The following is a 17019-nucleotide window of genomic DNA, read 5'->3' on the forward strand; positions in this document are numbered from 1 at the left end:
TCATTAAACAAAAAAGGTAAGTAGCCAAAACTACTACTTACCTTTTTTATGTTTCAAGCGATCTTCTATAATCTTGCTGACAGCAACAAACTGATAGATGCCTTCATAGCAGGCACATACAAATCCTTCCTTACCATCACGGAATCCACCCTTCTGTATATAAGCACGGAAGAAACGAACAAACGGACGATAGAACAAAGCTGCCATTCCATAATTGCGGTCTTTCTTCTTTTCTATTTCATTCGCTGTATACTGGTTGATCTTTCCCATCCTGCTGGCAATACTGTCATCTGCCAGATGAACAAGTGCCATATCAGCATGAGCCGCCGGTATCTTTTCTATTCTGCCCTTGATAACAGGATCGGCATGAATGATGGCTGGCCATACGGTATCCTTCCTGATAAAGAAACGCAACTGGTAGTCGGGATAGAAACAATGCATGAATCGTCCCATAAAGCGACTCTTGCGTGGAACATACAAACCCTGTGGAGCATTCTCCTTCTCTATCAGGGAATAAAGATATTCCTTCAGTTCTGGAGTTACCAGTTCATCAGCATCAACCACCAATACCCACTTGCAGGAAGCAGCATCTATAGCAGTCTGACGTGCCGGTTCACAAATCTGATAGTTTCCTCTAGGAAAGACAACTATCTTGCAACCATTACGCTTTGCTATATCCAAGGTGTCGTCAGTACTTTCCATGTCGCAGACAACCACCTCGTCAAAGCCCTTCACTGTATCCAGCACCTGCTGAAGATGGCAGGAGGCATTATAGGTATTAATAACCACCGAGATGCCATTTCCCTGCTCTTGTTCTACACTTGTCTTATCCATATATCTATGCTCTATAAATATTGATCGATACCATTTGTGCAACGAACCAAACGCTCCTTCTTCACCTGGTTCAAAACATCTTTATGCATGTTCTCTTGAGCTTTAGACGCCTCCTTGTGATAAAGATGGTACATGATTCCTCCCATCTTCAGCGCCTTCTTCCGAACGCCAGCAAAATGCAGGCGATAGGCAAACTCGGCATCCTCATGTCCCCATTCCAACAGATCCTCATTGTAACCATTTACCTTGATGGCATCCTCTTTCCAATAAGCCATGTTGCAACCTCTGAGATGGCCGATTCTACGGGCATAGCGAAAAGCCAGCAATCTGCGGAACACATGAGAACGGAAGCTGTTGCTTACATAACTGAAAGGCATGTTCCAAAGATTCACATTGACAACCTTTGTATCCAAAATCTTTTTGGAAATCTGGGCAGACAGCAGCACTCTACTTCCACAGACGAAACATCCTTTCTGAGCCATTTCTATATGGTCTTCTACAAAATGAGAACTCAAAACAACATCTCCATCAACTTGGATGATATAATCACCCGTAGCCTTTGCTATTGCCTTATTCAAAATGGAAGTTCTTCTGAATCCCTTATCTTCCTGCCAAACCCAAATTACCGGTACTGGCATTTTTTCAGCATAACGGTCTATCAGTTTTTTAGTCTCTTCGGTAGAACCATCGTCAGCAATAACAACTTCATCAGGCATAACATGCTGATGCAACACGCTATACAACACGAGTTCTAAGGCTTTAGGCCAATTGTAAGTCGTAATCAATAATGTTGTTTTCATAAACCTAACTTTTTGTGTTTAAAATAATGCAAGATACCTTTGCGATGTGCCCATCGCCAATCGTGTATCTTCTTTGCTCCTATTATTTTTTGTAATATTTTCTCATCCATTCCCCGCAGTTTCACATACTCTCGTGCCACACACTCGAAGACATCCATTCTTCCGGTAAACCTCGTCAGGTTTTCCACACATTCATTCATCGGCGGATAGCCTGAGTAAAACCTCATACGATTGATATCGATAAGCGAGAACGTATAATGACCATCAGCCTGAAGCTGATACAGCACATTGGCGGCATTCAAGTCAATATCGATGATGCCTTTCTGGTGCAATCGATTCACAAAGTGCGCATAATCTGTCGCCATCATCCTGTTGAATTCCTCTGGAGAGTTCAACTGATCGTTGATAGGCATACTGTTATCAATATCAGAGACAAAGTAGCAATAGTCAATAAGTCCCTTTACCCTCGTTTCAATATATCCAAAGCCTTCGGGAGTGGCAAAGCCATCTGCCATCAGCCTAAGGGCATTCTCATAGGCACGGAAAGCCTTGGTAGAGCGGAAGAAGCTATATCCTATCTTCTGAATGAAATTAGGCTGCTTGTATCTCTTCACCACAACTTCTTTCTCTTTTCCATCAAACTTTACATGAAAAGCCTTGATAACATTTCGTCCTTCAAAGATGCAACGTCCCTCCTGCTCGAACACATCTGGGATGCGTTCGATGAAACTTCTCATCTCTTCGTATTTTGGGTTTATCTTTATCTTCATTTGTTTACAGTACTTTTATATTTTTGCCTAGGATGCTTTGGAACTCCAGGGAACATCATTTCCAAACTCTTGTCGGCTAACATCCGTGGAATGACATAAATCTTTAAATAAGTCTTATTTCTATTAACTTGCAGTGCCAATTCATCTAATGACTGCCAATCCGAACAAACCAAACATATAAGTTTCTTCAATTCTTCAAAAGATAATTTCTTTCTCTTCCTCAAAGATTCCATGTTTGAAATGCTAATATTCGGACTTGGTATATTTGAACTTAAGCTTGCAACCTTAGAGCCTGAACTTGCAATATTACTTGGTATATTTGAATCTGAACTTGGTATATTTGGGCTTAAACTTGCAACCTTAGAGCCTGAACTTGCAATATTACTTGGTATATTTGAATCTGAACTTGGTATATTAGAGTCTGAGCTTGCAATATTACTTGTTATATTAGAATCATCTTTTGGAAGATAATATTTCGTTCCTCTACCATACCCATCTTGTACCAACAATCCATCTTGGCACATATCTTTCAGCAAATCAGCAATCTCTGCTTTATGAATATCCAGCACAACTCTAAGGCTCTCATTAGTAACATAGCCATCAATGCAAGCCGCATTAAGTGCCAACAAACGCTTTTGCCCAATTGTCGTGATTTTTGGACCAAATATCTGAGCAAGCCTTTCCTTCGTAGCATCATCCATCAATGACTCCATCATCATTGTCAGCTCCACAATATCAGGCTGAGTTAACAATCTCAACATCGGTACCCGCCAATTCGCAAATCGCCAACCTGCCAGAATCTTATCGACACCACTTCCCGCTTTTTCTGCCGAACCTATCTGCATAAACATCTTTTGCAGAGTCGTATTGCGACAAACGCTTGTACTCTCCTCGTAATACTGTGTCTTGGAAACCAACAAGGTGCCAGGATTAGAAAACACCATTTTATTCGGGAACAAACGCACCACCATTGTAGCATCTGCCGAATAATCGGTATGGATACAAAGATTTACCAATGCCTCACGTACAGCTATATGAGCTGGGGTTTCATCTCGGCGAATATTGTCCTTCAAAATGAAAGGCTTTGGCAAAACTGCACACAAACGAGGAAGGACACGCAGATAAAACTGAAACAAGTTTGCTTCCCAAGTTCCATCTGGGCAAATTCTATTTGTCCATCTTATCTCAGGATTATCCAAAAGTTTTTCCCGATAATCAGGAAAAAAATTAGGGCAGCACTCAGTATCTGTAATTGCATCTTCCTTACCAAACATCAGCACACCTGCAAGCGTAAAGCCCTCTTCCTTCGAACTACGTTCTATACGATAGGCTCCTATCTTTTTAAGAAATTCAAAATCAGACAAAACAGACCAAGGATGGTCTGGCTTTGCTAACTTAAATAATTGTCGATATTGAGCAACAGACTCCATATCTAAATCATTTAATGAATAATTTCTCAAAATGCGGCTATCAGCGGGATTAGAAACATTCGCATCTGAAAACATACGCTGCACTTCTCGCTCCGTACATTTATAATCACCTTCATGATTGCGCTTAAAAGTACCATTATAGGGTTGAGACGTTCTATAAATAGGACGCTGTTCTCTAGATGCACGAGGAATAAAGAATAACATAAGTTTGTGACCATTGTAATCTTCTACCACGACATCTTCTGTTTTTAACAGGTTGCAACTAACCGTAGCTCGATTATTCACATTATTCCAAAAGTCCTTGGTATATTTCTCTATCTGTTCATCAGATAGATTATCTATATAGAACTTACCTTTTCTTTCTATAACTCCAAGCACGATAACTCCTCCTTCACTATTGGCGAAGGCTGAGTAAGTATCCCAAAAGCTACCAGGAAATCCACCGGCAGCACTTTTAAACTCCAAGTCATCACTCTCTACGCTATTCAAGAGTGAATCCAGATAATCCTCGAAGTTTAATCTATCACGTACTTCTAACATACAATTCTTTTATATTCTTAAACAAGATACCTTCCTGGTATCTCATAGGTTGCAAAGTTACGAAAAACTATCAGAAACGCCAAATTTTAGGGAGATAATCTTTCTTCTTTCATTGATACTTGTTTTTTTTATCTATTCTCTTGCAAGTTTAAAGTATATTTAGTATTTTCGCACCGATAACATCATTATAGTTTTCATAAACAGCCACCTTTGCCGACCCGCCATTCGGAAGAGTCATCTTTGGCGGGGTACCAGGCATCGGCTTGGGCGTATGCCGACTATACCAAACTCAGCAACGATATGGATCCTACTCCTTTCTAGAATATGTATCGCAACTGCTGCTATCAGGACGACCTGTTGCTGTCCGGCATCTTATCTTTGATAAAGTTTCATAAATAAATGCCACTAGCATATCGACTTTCAAGAATATTTCGTAACTTTGTACTCAGTCATTGCAAAAAGAAAAGAACTATGGTAAGAGAAAGAAAAAAGCGAATCTATCGCAAGCGAATACCTTATGGTATGCAGAATTTTGAGGATGTGATTGAAAGGGATTGCTACTATGTAGATAAGACTCCTTTCATCGAGGAAATAGAAGACTCTAATATGTACTTCTTCTATATACGCCCTCGCCGATTCGGCAAGAGCCTTACCCTCTCCATGCTTGAAAATTACTATGACATCAACAAGAAAGACAAGTTTGATGAAATTTTTGGCAAGCTTTATATTGGTGAGAATCCAACTCCCGAACATAATAGTTATCTCATCATCCATCTCAACTTTGCCATTATTGTAAGCGACCTAAACGACTACAAGCATGGCATGGACAATTATTGCAGGACGCAGTTTAATTACTTCGTGGATGTATATTCGCATCTCTTACCAGAAGGTACCAAAGAAGGTCTCAACCAACAGGAAGATGCCGTCAACCAATTAAACTATCTTTGCACCCAAAGCAAAAAATCCGGTCAGAAGATTTATCTCTTCATTGACGAGTACGACCACTTCACCAATCAGATTCTTGCTCACAAGGAACATGAGCAGAGATACCGCACCCAGACACATGGCGAAGGATATCTCAGAAAATTCTTTGATACCATCAAGGGAGCAGCAGGCGATACCTTGGCACGTGTCTTCGTAACAGGCGTTAGCCCTGTAACGATGGATGACCTGACAAGCGGATTCAATATCGGCACCAATTACTCCCTGGCTCCGGAATTCAATGAGATGACAGGATTCACAGAGGATGAAGTAAGAGATATGCTGGGCTATTACTCCAGTGTGTTGCCATTCAACCACAGCGTGGATGAACTCATCAAGGTGATGAAGCCATGGTATGACAACTATTGCTTTGCCGAAGAGGAGTACGGAAAAACTACGATGTACAATTCTGTGATGGTACTTAACTTCTTAGACAAGTACATCCGCAACAACTACGACATTCCAAAGAATATGGTGGAGAGCAATGTACGCATCGACTATGACAAAGTACGTATGCTTATCCGTCATGACAAGGAATTTACTCATGATGCCAGCATCATCCAGCAGTTGGTAACCCAAGGATTCGTCACAGGTAAGCTCGTGGAGAATTTCCCTGCCGAGCGCATCAACGACCCAGACAACTTCCTAAGTCTGCTTTTCTATTTCGGCATGGTAACGATAGATGGCACATACGATGGTAGCACCAAGTTCATTATCCCTAATGAGGTGGTGCGCGACCAGATGTATACCTATCTCTTGGATACCTACAAGGAAAATGATTTGACCTATGATAGTTACAACAAGGGAAAGCTGGAGGCTCAACTAGCATATCATGGCAACTACAAGGCATACTTTGAGTTCATCGCCGACAGTCTGAAGCGTTATTCTTCTCAGCGTGACAAGCAGAAGGGAGAAGCATTCGTGCATGGTTTCACCTTGGCGATGACCAGCCAAAACCAGTTCTATCGCCCTATCTCAGAGCTAGACAACGATGGTGGCTATGCCGACATCTTCCTTTCTCCGCTCTGCGACATCTACAAGGATATGGTGGACAGTTACATCATCGAACTGAAATACTGCAAGACCAATACCGCCGATGAGCAGCTGCAAGTTCTCTTCAAGGAAGCCTCTGCCCAAATCTGCCGCTATGCCAATAGCGACATCGTCAAGGAGTCGGTCAAGACTACTAAGCTCCACAAACTCGTAGTTATCTACCGAGGAGCAGAAATGGTAATGTGCGAGGAAGTAACGGAAGAATAAGGCTCAGGAGAGGTTGTCTTATCCACGGACAATCTCCCCTGAGCCTAAATTACGTTAACTTCCAAACTCTTCTCTTGAGCCACAACGCCAAGATGGGGTCACTCATTTCCAGATGCTTAGGGGCTGATATCGTAATCAGATTTTTTACCATCAAGGATTTCTTAAGGCGGGTTACATTGGCGGCAGTACCCAGGCGATAAGTTTCCAATATTGCCGTCTGGGTGAAACCGGTATGTACTCCATTGGTGATGGCATGCAGGAAATTCATCTGATAGGCAGAAAGGTCTTCGGTCTGCTGAATAAACAAGGGCTCGCAAGCATCCAGCAACCGGTCTATTCCATATTTCAAGTCCTCTTCTGTTGCTACAGAATCATCCTGTACACGCAACCATACAAACCATGCCAACTGCTGTACATAAGAAGAATACCTATCTGTTACCTGACAGATTTCACGAGCCAACTCTTCCGAGATATGCTTGCCGGTAGATTCGAATCGCTGACAGATATACTCCACCCAGTCTTTCTCGCTAATCTTATTCAGATAGAAGAAATCTCCAAAGCGATAAAATGGGTAACTGGCATTCTGGAACATCTGTTCCATCATGTGTTTCTTGCTTCCATAAAGGCAGTAAGATACATGGCTCTGCAATTGCCATACGCTACGGAGCTTCTTTGCTTTTTCTCATAATCACTACCTTATTATATACTACTGAAATTCGCATGTAAGCTCCACACGCCCTAAAAGGCAGAAGCTTTCAAATTGCCGAGTGCAGCAAATCTTCTGCAAAGATAGCAAAAAAAAACAAATTAAACAAGGTTGTTTTAAACAAAGTTGTTTAAAACTAGTAACTTTTTACGAGAACCACTATTAATCAACGGATTACGGATAATATCATCAAGAGCTGAACGGGGCGATTTTAAAAACACGGACAAATTGAATTTGTCCGGATGGTTGTCCAACAGGCTTATAACCAAAAGGAAATCAATAAGTTACAAGCAACCGGACAATTTGTCCGGACAAATTCAATTTGTCCGTGTTATTTTTTTATGAGAAAGAAAGAGGGGTTCAGGTATCGAAACAAAAACTAGAGATTCGAGAAGCTATGACTTTACTCCTCTTATGCTATGTTTCTCCACCCACAAAACTACGAGTTGCATTTATTAACACAATTTGCTCCGAACGACTGCTGAATTTCGGACCTTATCACCAGGCGAAATTTGGTGGTTACAAAAGAATGTCGTATTTTTGCCCCCCGCTTACCGGATAGTCCGGCAAACTAACAATTTAATCTCTAAAAGATATGATAAATTTCAATCTTAAAAACTCTGAGAATCTTTTGGCTGCTAAAGCTAGTACACAACCACTCAACGACTTTCCTGTAGATCAGCTTCCTCTCGGACTCCGTGACTCACTCTCTGGCGTAGCCCCAGAGGCTCGCGTGCCTGCCCTCTTCTCTGCCCTCCCTATTGCCGCAGCCTACGCCGACGGCGTGAAGGCGAAGTATTGCGACGGCAGCGAGACTCCGATGGCACTCATGTCTATCATCATCGGCGAACAGGCTTCGGGTAAGGGCGTATGCCGTAGAATCGAGGGCATCTGGGCAAAGAAGATGGATAAGGACGACGAAAAGCCACGTGAGGAGGAGGCATGGTACCAGCAGCACAAGGGCAAGAAGGGCGTAATAGACCCTAAGCCTTGCATCCGTCACATCGGTGATACAATCTCGAAGTCGGCTTTGATGAGACGTCAGCTCTGTGCCGACGGCCACACCATGTATATGTTCAGCGAGGAGCTCGGTTCGATGAAGAGCGTGTGGAAAACCTTCGGCGACTACTTCCGTAAGGCGTTCGACCAGAGCGAGGTGGGTCAGGATTACATCACCGCCACCAGCGGCGTAACCCACGCCCAGCTCAACTTCACAGGCTGCTGCACCCAGAATATCTTCCAGAAATTCTTCACCGAGGATAACATCGAGGATGGCTCCTCTTCCCGCACGATGCTCGCCAAGATGCCAGATACATCCTTCGCACCCCTCAGCCAGCACCACGGCTACACCGAGGAGGAGCAGGCCAACATCCTCAAGGCGGTAACTCTCCTTGAGCGTAGTCACGGCGTGATGGAGCTGCCCCGTATGTGCGAGGAGTTCTGCCAATGGCTCGAAGCAAAGAGACTGCTCGCCCTGGCGAATGCCGACCGTGTGATGGATGTGTATCGTCGCCGTTCTGCCGTCATCGGCTTCCGTTGTGGCATCATCTTCCACATTCTGGAGCAGACCGATGAGGAGACTGATGCCTGCATCCGTTTTGCCAAGGCTGTAGCCGACTACGTGCTCGCCATGCAGATGGAGATGTTTGGCTTGCGTCTCGACAAGCAGCAGCAGGACAACGAGGCTATCCCAGTCTATAAATCCCGTAACACCCTGCTCTTTGCCCAGCTCCCGGAGCAGTTCACTCTCTTCGATGCAAGCCGTGAGCGTGGCGACGGAGCCAGCCGTGAAACCATCCGTAAGATGATAAGCCGTTGGACCAAACGTGGTCTCTGCAAGAAGCTGAAGGGTGGCGACACCGAAATCTGGCAGAAGCTTACCATTTCAGCATAAAGCATCTTGAATCTCCTAAAACAGTCAATCCCCCATCACGCAGCCAAAGCGTGGTGGGGGATTACTGTTTCTGATGATATCACCATTTCATTGCTGATAACACATGAAAAAAGAGATAATGATAAAGATAAAAGCATAAAGTTTCATAAATTATACCTTTGGGTATAATACCTTTGGGTATAATTTTGTAACTTTGCTGCTAGAATAATATAAAAAGACAATATACAATGAAGCGAACAATATTTCCGTATGATTTCTCTCCCTACTATCCGGTAGGGATTCAGCCATGCCCCATGTATGTGGATGTGGCAAATCGTATATATAATAACATCAAGGACATAGACCTTAATTTGCCTAATGCAGATAAATTAAAGAAAGAGATTGCCATCAATGCAGCAATCTATTTTGAGGATAAGATGTCTGATATAGGTCTGTGGAATACCTTTGTTACTAAGCACTTGCTTGCATACATGCACTCATTGCCCTTCTTTGATGATTTTGAGTCTCTTGATAAGAATGAGGTGAATGCCAAAGAAGTAGAACTGCTGGTGTGGCTCGTGCTGTCACGTAACTTCGATGACCGTTTTCTCAATCCTTTAGCTATGGGTGAGGATGCGGCAAATCTCATCATGGAGGTGCTTACCGAGGATGAGGATGTAGATTCGAACGATTCTTTGTATGATTTTATATACGATACAGATAAAGCCAATGACTATTTCAAGTTGAAGGATGTGCTGATATGGCTTCGTCGCTCCTACCTTCTCTGTTCTCCTTTATCAGAGGAAAAATTTAGCCGTTTACTTGATTCATACACAGGAATATTTAAGAAATCTGAAGCTGCGTACTATGCAGAAACGGCTTTCTCTATGGGCAGCGAGATAGGACCAATGGCAGAACTGCCTCATCTGTGGCTGGCTGATATGTTTTTGGAACATGATATGCAAAAAGAGTCAGAAAAGCTACGGAACCTGAATTTCTGCCAACAGGATATGTTTGAGGTGACTGATGCAAATTCAGAATATGCCGTGCTGAAGAATTCAAAGGACGAAGAGTTCAAGTTGAAGAATGCCTATCCTGATATTTTCCGTAAGGGTTCTTATGTTTATACTGCGCTTGTAAAGTATGCTGATAATGACTGGGAGATTAATGGCGTGTTGTTCAACTCGAGCCAAGAAGCGTATGCCAAGATGCATAAGCGTCAAGCACAATTGAGCAGGTCTTATGAACTTGCTTATCCTTTGTATATGAAACGGACGAAAGGGAAGCGTCTTGCATTCTTTGAAGACACCAAACAGTTACAAAAATGGTTGATGAAAATTTCACCGGAGGTAGATATGACAGAGGTTTGCCATCAGTTGCCAAATGGATCACAGGTTGCTTTTATTTCCGAGAAGGCAGGAATCATTTTCGCCCCGAATATTGTTCATGCAATAAAATGCAGCAACAACCCATACTATAAGAAATGTGATGCACATAGATTACAAAAGGAAACGATGGAGGCCGTACTCAATACCAGCGCCATACATCCAGAACTGCTGCATTATCTGCTCGAGAATAACATGTTACAGGATGGAGATTTGAGTTACAGCTACCCAAGCGACTTGGGTAAGGAGATATTTACACATAATATCGACTTTATTGCTCGCCAGCATCGCAGACACTTTTATTATGACCACGATTTCTGACAAGCAGCAGCAAAGAATAAAGAACGAAAAAGACTTTAAGTATATGAACAAGATACCATTCGAATATGGTTCTATCGCAGAAAATGAATATTTCATTGATAGAATTGAAGATAGAAGAGACCTCAAGACTTTTCTTGGAGGAGGCATCAACGTGATGCTAATTTCTCCAAGAAGATGGGGTAAGTCTTCCCTTGTCAAAGCCGCAATGGAAGAGCTGAAGCAAGAGCAGAAGGATGTGAGAGTATGCTATCTGGATGCCTTCAAGATTTTCTCTGAGGAAGAGTTCTACAACAAGTTTGCAAGTGCAGTACTCCAGGGCGTTTCTTCCACTATGGAAAAGAGATGGGCCGACATCGTAAAGTTCGTCCAATCCATATCTCCAAGCCTTACCATCAACAGCGACCCTGTGAATGCCGTAGAAGTAAATCTGAACTTCAAGCCCCTAAAAGAAAGTGCCGAGGAAATTCTCAATCTTCCAGAAAAGATTGCCAAGCTAAAGGCATCCATGTCATCGTGTGCATTGATGAGTTCCAACAATTGGCAAACCTGCCCGATTGGAAGCGCCTAGAAGGAACCATGCGTTCGGTGTGGCAGGGACAACACAGTACGACCTATTGTCTCTATGGCAGTAAACGCCACATGATGATGGATATATTCGGCAACTCGAAGAATCCATTCTACCGTTTTGGACAGATGATGACATTAAAGAAGATAGCCAAGGAATACTGGAAGCCTTTCATCCACGACAGTTTCTACAATTATGGCAAGTCTATCAGCGATGAAATGATAGAGCGAATCTGCAATGCCGTGCAATGCCACTCCTGGTACATGCAGCAATTCTGCTTTCTCATCTGGACTCGTACAGCAACAGAAGTAACAGAGGAAATCTATCAGTCACAGCTCACCAAGCTTCTAGATACCAATGCCGATATGTTCATTACCGATATTGATGGCATGCCTGCCTCTCAAATAGCATTCCTGCGTGCCGTCTGCATGGGAGAGAATCATTTCAATGCCCAACAGGTAGTAGCAGAATATGGACTTGGTGCTCCACGCACCATCACCAAGAACAAAAAGACTCTTGTAGAAAGAGACTTCATTGAGAAATCGGGCGATGGCTTCAAGATGGTTGACCCCGTCTTCGAACTGTGGTTCAAACGGGAATACTGCAACATCTTACCTCAATAAAAAATAGAAAAACTATATAAACAGTCAATCCCCCACCACGCTTTGACTGCGTGATGGGGGATTACTGTTTATGATGATATCCGTGTTTTATTGCTGATGCCGCTCGATATATTCAGCAGCCTGGATATTCGAGAATACATAGTTCTTTAAATCCAGAAACTTAGACTCCTGCTTCGTTTCCTTCAGATTGCCATTCGGCAACACATCATAGCAGAAACTGCGGTTCATCGACGGATTATAGACGAAGCAACGCTGATGGTCTCTTGCTACAATCTGGTTATCTGCCGAATAGAACACCATCGGGCGCTGATGCTTGAGCAAATCTACACCAAAACCCTCGTACTCATAATTCAAATTCATCAGTCCGAAGAGCGTAGGCATCACATCTACCTGCATACCCAAACCGGCATACTGCTGCTGCGGAACACCCGGACCGAAGATGATGAGCGGAATATGGTTGTAAGACTGAGGCAACTCGCCCTCGCTCTTACCCACCAGTTTACCATGATCTGCCTGAATCACGAATATCGTGTTCTTATACCAAGGCTCCCGGCTTGCCTTCTTCAGGAAGTCGCCTATCGCCCAATCGGCATACTCCACAATCTGCGTTTCCTTCTCCTTGGTCTTAGGCTTGAAGAAATCAGGGATGATATATGGCGGATGATTACTCACGGTGAGGATGGTAGCATGAAAGGCTTGCCCGTCTTCGCCTTCTGGTTGATGGTGTTGAGGGCGTAGCCCATCTCAAAATGGTCGCTCACGCCAAAGCTGTTCACCACCTCGCTCTTAGGATAGTTCTCCTGAGAGAAGATGTCATCGTAGCCATTGGTCTGGAAGAAAGCCTTCATGTTGTCATACTGCGCCTCGTGGGTCATGAAGAACATGTTCTCGTAGCCATACTGCTTCAACACCGTGGCGATACCCTTGCGACGCGGAGTCACCGTCCCCTTCATCAGGTTGCGGAACATGAGGGCAGGAAAACTGTAGAGCGTAGCCGTCATACCATGGTTGGTATGGATGCCGGCACTATAGAAATGGGTGAACGCCAGGGAATGATGGTAAAGCGAATCGAGCGTTGGGGTGAGCGGCTGCTGGTTGCCGAAAGTGCCCAGCAGGTTGGCCGACATAGATTCCATCAATATCACCACCACGTTAGGATGTCCCGACTTCATTACCAGGGAATCATTCACCACCTCACGCTTCAGAATATTCGTGCTATCCACCTTTCCCGTGATCCCCAGCCACTGACGGGTATTCATAATGGCCTCAGCGTATGGCATGAGATGCAGCTCCTTGTTCTCCTTGCGCATATCGTCGAGTGCCGAAGTAAGGAGATTGAATGCCGGGTTGATGCCGAGCTGGTTGAGGAAGGAATCCTCGCAATAGTAAGCCTGGCTCACCTTGATAGGATTATAGCCCATTCTGCCACGGATGCCGAAGAGGCAGGCGCCAATCATCACCGCAGAAATGAGAAAACGGCTGCCTATCAGCAACAGATGCATATTGTCCTTTGGCAACAGGAAAAGCCCCTCGAAATAGCGGCGCAAGCGGACGAGCGCATAGATAAACGCCCCCGTGAATACGAAATAGAGGGCGATATAGAGCCAATAGGAAGACTCCTGCAAGAGCATGCCCGATGTAGTGGCAACATAGCCGAACCACCCGAAGATGCTGGAATTGATGTTCTTGAAGAAATACTGGAAATAAGGGGTATTGGCTGCCGAAGGCATGAAGGCGATTGCAAACCATGCCGCATACCAGATGTTGATGCCACGCAGCAAACGGCGATGACACCACCCCAGGCTGGCAGCAACAAGGAGCACAGCCACAGGCAATACCGAAATATAACAAGCAATGACATTGTCGAACCATACACCCTTGACAAACGCCATCACCCTACTCGCCTCTGCATCTACTACCATGCCATGCAGGGCTATGAATTCCACCAATCTGAAAAGAGTCATCACCAGCAATGCCAATACATGCACCGAAAGGAGATACCCCAAAGCCTTAAAATATCGTTTCATCTTTATTCTACTTTAGAAATCGGGTGCAAAGTTAATAATTATATCCCAATAAAAGCAAAATTTCCTGCCTTATTCTGTCTATAAACAAATAATTATATGTAACTTTGCAGCCAAAATAACATAATAAGACTTCGATAAGACATGAACATCAAGTACAACAAAGCCCTATGGCTCATCATCATTCTGGCTATCGTGATGATGACTCCATTCCTCGGACTCTCTGATTTCAACACCAAGGGAGAACCTCGCGAGGCGGTAGTTGCCTACACCATGCTGGAACATGGCAACTGGATATTGCCTATCAACAATGGCGGCGACATTCCTTACAAGCCACCTTTCTTCCACTGGTGCATCGCCTTCTTCAGCCTCATCGCCGGCCACGTGAATGAATATACCTCGCGTCTGCCGTCAGCCGTATCGCTGATTTTGATGACCATTGGCGGCTTCGTATTTTATGCCAAGCGCAAGGATACACAAACCAGCCTCATCGCAGCCATCCTCACCCTCACCGCTTTCGAGGTGCACCGTGCCGGAATGAACTGCCGTGTGGATATGGTGAACTCTGCCTTCATGGTGGGTGCCATGTATCTGCTCTACCGCTGGTGGGAGAAGGGAAAGCGCCAGCTGCCTTGGCTTGCCATCCTCTGCATGAGCGGCGCTACGCTTACCAAGGGTCCTGTGGGCATCATCCTGCCTTGCTTCGTGATGGGCGTATTCATGCTTACCCAGCGCGAGAACTTCTGGGGCATCGTATGGCGCATGGCTTTAACTGCCCTGTTCTCGCTCATCATCCCGTTCTGCTGGTACTATGCAGCCTATCTGCAAGGTGGCGACGAGTTCCTGCGACTGGTGAAGGAAGAGAACATCGACCGATTCATGGGTAAGATGGCATACGAATCGCATGAGAACCCGGCGTGGTATAACCTGCTCACTCTCATTACGGGTTGGTTGCCTTACACCTTATTATTACTGTTCTCGCTCTTCATCCTGCCATGGAAGAAGTTCTCGAAGACCCGGTTCCTGGAGAATGCGAAGAAGGCTACTCCGCTGCAGGTGTTCACCTGGCTCGCCTTCCTCCTGGTGCTCTTCTTCTACTGCATCCCTAAGAGCAAGCGCAGCGTCTATCTGCTGCCATGCTATCCGTTCATGGCTTATCTCATCGCTGAATACATCGTCTGGATGATGAAGGAGAAGGTGGGAGCCATCAAGGTATATGCAGGGGTGATTGCCTCGCTGGCAGTTATCCTCGTGATTGCTACGCTTGTTATACGAGCAGGCTGCATACCAGATACCATTTTCCATGGCAAGCATGCTGCCGACAACATCGCCATGCTCCATGCTATAGGGGAATCTACTCATGGTATCCTATTCTACGTATGCTATATGTTTCTTATAATAGGGGCTTATCATATATTCAAGGCACTCAAGAAAAAAGAGACAAGCCAAATGATGAAATATACATTGGTGATGGTTATCGCACTTTTCATCACACTCGATTCCACCTTGCAGCCTGCCGTGCTCAACACCAAGGCAGACAAGCATCTGGCGCCAGTTATCGAAAAGAAGTTTGATACCAGCAAGCTCTATTCTTATATGTCGGTAGATATGCTGCATTTCTTCAGCCTCAACTTCTATCTGGGCGATAAGATTCAGCAGTTTGACAAGGTTCTGCCACAGGATGGCGTGCTGATGATTCCTGAAAGCGACGTGCCAGACTTCAAGGAAAAATTCGGAAGGGACTATACCTTCCAGAAGGTTTGGGAAGTAAAGAAACTCGTAGAATGGCATCATCCGGTAGGCTTCTACCAGTTTGTAAAGACAAGTGCCAACATCGCACAGAACAGATAAACAAAGATTAGTGATTAGATACAAAAATGAGGGTGCGTCATGGACTTATGACACACCCTCATTTTTGTATTTGAATAATTATACTCTTTCTTCGATAAAGTATCGAGGGCGGCGCTTCACCTCGGTATAAATCTTGCCGATATAAATGCCCGTAATGCCCACGCCCGTGGTAATGATGCCACCGATAAACCACATGGAAACGAGCAGGGAAGTCCAGCCCAGAATGGTCTTGCCCTGGAAATGCTCCACCAAGGCAAAGACAATCATGATGATTGCCACCAGAGTCATCGCCAACCCCAGGAAGGTGATAAACTTCAATGGTGCCACGGAGAACGAAGTGATGCCATCGATGCTGAAGCTCAGCATCTTGGTAAGCGGATACTTGCTCTCGCCAGCCTCGCGAGCCTTGCGGTCGTAATAGACGAATCCCTCGCGGAAACCCAACTGGCGGACGATGGCTCTGAGAAAGAGATTGCGCTCGGAGTACTGCATCAGAGCCTTCAGAGTGCGGTTGGTCATCATGCGGAAGTCGGCATGGTTATACACCGTATCCTTATCCACGCTCTGCATCAGCTTATAGAAAGCCTGTGCGGTGAATCGCTTGAAGAAGGTATCGGTCTTACGCTCCTTGCGCACACCGTAGATGATATCCTTGCCTTCCTGCACTTGTTGTACCATATCGATGATGACATTCTCATCATCCTGCAGGTCGGCATCGATACTTACCATCGCATCGCAATGATCTACCGCCGCTTCCATTCCTGCCCAGAGTGCATTCTGATGTCCCCGGTTATGAGATAACTTGATGCCGTGTACATACTTGTGTTCCTTGGCAGCATCAGAAATCATCTGCCAGGTACGGTCACGACTACCATCGTCAACAAGGAGCAACTCCGTGTCGGCGTCTGTTTTTACCTTGATGGTTTTGATCAGATTGCCAAGCACCTCCAGGGTCTTCGGCAATACCGCTTCCTCGTTATAGCAAGGAATCACTATGAATATCTTCATCACTTCTCTTTTTTCGTCGTTAGTATAGATACTTATCAATTGCAAAAA

Annotated in this window: 12 protein-coding genes and 1 pseudogene; 6 read left to right on the plus strand and 7 right to left on the minus strand. The window is 44.7% G+C overall.

The features are described 5' to 3' along the window. Positions 1-33: 33 nt before the first annotated feature. The 4 genes from DW830_RS00560 to DW830_RS00575 are packed head-to-tail and all read right to left on the minus strand — an operon-like array spanning position 34 to position 4374. Positions 34-834: a glycosyltransferase family 2 protein gene (locus tag DW830_RS00560; RefSeq protein WP_118200952.1), complete on the minus strand. Its 801-nt coding sequence runs from the start codon at positions 832-834 to the stop codon at positions 34-36. A gap of 11 nt (positions 835-845) precedes the next feature. Then, positions 846-1634, minus strand: coding sequence for a glycosyltransferase family 2 protein (locus DW830_RS00565; RefSeq protein ID WP_118200953.1), 789 nt, complete (start codon positions 1632-1634; stop codon positions 846-848). Beyond that, positions 1631-2404 carry a lipopolysaccharide kinase InaA family protein gene (locus DW830_RS00570; RefSeq protein ID WP_119248486.1) on the minus strand — a complete coding sequence of 258 codons (774 nt, stop codon included), beginning with the start codon at positions 2402-2404 and terminating at the stop codon, positions 1631-1633. Before DW830_RS00570 ends, DW830_RS00565 begins: the two co-directional genes overlap by 4 nt. Continuing rightward, positions 2401-4374 (minus strand): RNA-binding domain-containing protein, encoded by a 1974-nt coding sequence (locus tag DW830_RS00575; RefSeq protein WP_119248487.1) that lies wholly within the window; start codon positions 4372-4374, stop codon positions 2401-2403. Before DW830_RS00575 ends, DW830_RS00570 begins: the two co-directional genes overlap by 4 nt. A gap of 471 nt (positions 4375-4845) precedes the next feature. Here DW830_RS00575 and DW830_RS00580 point away from each other — a divergent pair, with 471 nt between their 5' ends. Continuing rightward, on the plus strand, positions 4846-6615 hold the full coding sequence (locus DW830_RS00580) for an ATP-binding protein (protein ID WP_119248488.1): 1770 nt from the start codon (positions 4846-4848) through the stop codon (positions 6613-6615). A gap of 49 nt (positions 6616-6664) precedes the next feature. Here the strand turns inward: DW830_RS00580 and DW830_RS00585 are convergent, their stop codons facing one another. Beyond that, positions 6665-7219 (minus strand): hypothetical protein, encoded by a 555-nt coding sequence (locus DW830_RS00585; protein WP_233544316.1) that lies wholly within the window; start codon positions 7217-7219, stop codon positions 6665-6667. A gap of 697 nt (positions 7220-7916) precedes the next feature. On the opposite strand from DW830_RS00585, the gene DW830_RS00590 reads away from it, so the two are divergent. The 4 genes from DW830_RS00590 (at position 7917) to DW830_RS16200 (ending at position 12088) form a co-directional block, all read left to right on the plus strand. After that, positions 7917-9215, plus strand: a complete 1299-nt coding sequence (locus DW830_RS00590; protein ID WP_147487171.1) for a hypothetical protein — start codon at positions 7917-7919, stop codon at positions 9213-9215. Positions 9216-9442: 227 nt separating this feature from the next. After that, positions 9443-10900 (plus strand): DUF3843 family protein, encoded by a 1458-nt coding sequence (locus DW830_RS00595; protein WP_119248490.1) that lies wholly within the window; start codon positions 9443-9445, stop codon positions 10898-10900. 43 nt (positions 10901-10943) lie between these two features. After that, the gene (locus DW830_RS16195; protein ID WP_233544317.1) at positions 10944-11468 is read left to right on the plus strand and encodes a P-loop NTPase fold protein; all 525 of its coding nucleotides are present in this window, start codon (positions 10944-10946) and stop codon (positions 11466-11468) included. Further along, positions 11438-12088: an AAA family ATPase gene (locus DW830_RS16200; RefSeq protein ID WP_233544318.1), complete on the plus strand. Its 651-nt coding sequence runs from the start codon at positions 11438-11440 to the stop codon at positions 12086-12088. Before DW830_RS16195 ends, DW830_RS16200 begins: the two co-directional genes overlap by 31 nt. Positions 12089-12175: 87 nt before the next feature. Here the strand turns inward: DW830_RS16200 and DW830_RS00605 are convergent. Then, positions 12176-14115, minus strand: a pseudogene (locus tag DW830_RS00605) (LTA synthase family protein). Positions 14116-14256: 141 nt separating this feature from the next. Here DW830_RS00605 and DW830_RS00610 point away from each other — a divergent pair. Next, a complete protein-coding gene (locus DW830_RS00610; protein WP_119248491.1) occupies positions 14257-15963 on the plus strand; it encodes an ArnT family glycosyltransferase in 1707 nt (568 codons plus the stop codon). Between the two features lie 78 nt (positions 15964-16041). Here DW830_RS00610 and DW830_RS00615 read toward each other — a convergent pair whose 3' ends face one another. Beyond that, positions 16042-16971 carry a glycosyltransferase family 2 protein gene (locus DW830_RS00615; RefSeq protein ID WP_119248503.1) on the minus strand — a complete coding sequence of 310 codons (930 nt, stop codon included), beginning with the start codon at positions 16969-16971 and terminating at the stop codon, positions 16042-16044. Between the last annotated feature and the right edge of the window lie 48 nt (positions 16972-17019).

Source organism: Prevotella sp. AM34-19LB, assembly GCF_003468525.1.
In the GTDB taxonomy this organism is placed as follows: Bacteria; Bacteroidota; Bacteroidia; order Bacteroidales; family Bacteroidaceae; genus Prevotella.

Coding starts and splice junctions, on each gene's coding strand:
- DW830_RS00560 (WP_118200952.1), bottom strand. CDS start 834: ATGGATAAGACAAGTGTAGAACAAGAGCAGGGAAATGGCATCTCGGTG.
- DW830_RS00565 (WP_118200953.1), bottom strand. CDS start 1,634: ATGAAAACAACATTATTGATTACGACTTACAATTGGCCTAAAGCCTTA.
- DW830_RS00570 (WP_119248486.1), bottom strand. CDS start 2,404: ATGAAGATAAAGATAAACCCAAAATACGAAGAGATGAGAAGTTTCATC.
- DW830_RS00575 (WP_119248487.1), bottom strand. CDS start 4,374: ATGTTAGAAGTACGTGATAGATTAAACTTCGAGGATTATCTGGATTCA.
- DW830_RS00580 (WP_119248488.1), top strand. CDS start 4,846: ATGGTAAGAGAAAGAAAAAAGCGAATCTATCGCAAGCGAATACCTTAT.
- DW830_RS00585 (WP_233544316.1), bottom strand. CDS start 7,219: ATGATGGAACAGATGTTCCAGAATGCCAGTTACCCATTTTATCGCTTT.
- DW830_RS00590 (WP_147487171.1), top strand. CDS start 7,917: ATGATAAATTTCAATCTTAAAAACTCTGAGAATCTTTTGGCTGCTAAA.
- DW830_RS00595 (WP_119248490.1), top strand. CDS start 9,443: ATGAAGCGAACAATATTTCCGTATGATTTCTCTCCCTACTATCCGGTA.
- DW830_RS16195 (WP_233544317.1), top strand. CDS start 10,944: ATGAACAAGATACCATTCGAATATGGTTCTATCGCAGAAAATGAATAT.
- DW830_RS00610 (WP_119248491.1), top strand. CDS start 14,257: ATGAACATCAAGTACAACAAAGCCCTATGGCTCATCATCATTCTGGCT.
- DW830_RS00615 (WP_119248503.1), bottom strand. CDS start 16,971: ATGAAGATATTCATAGTGATTCCTTGCTATAACGAGGAAGCGGTATTG.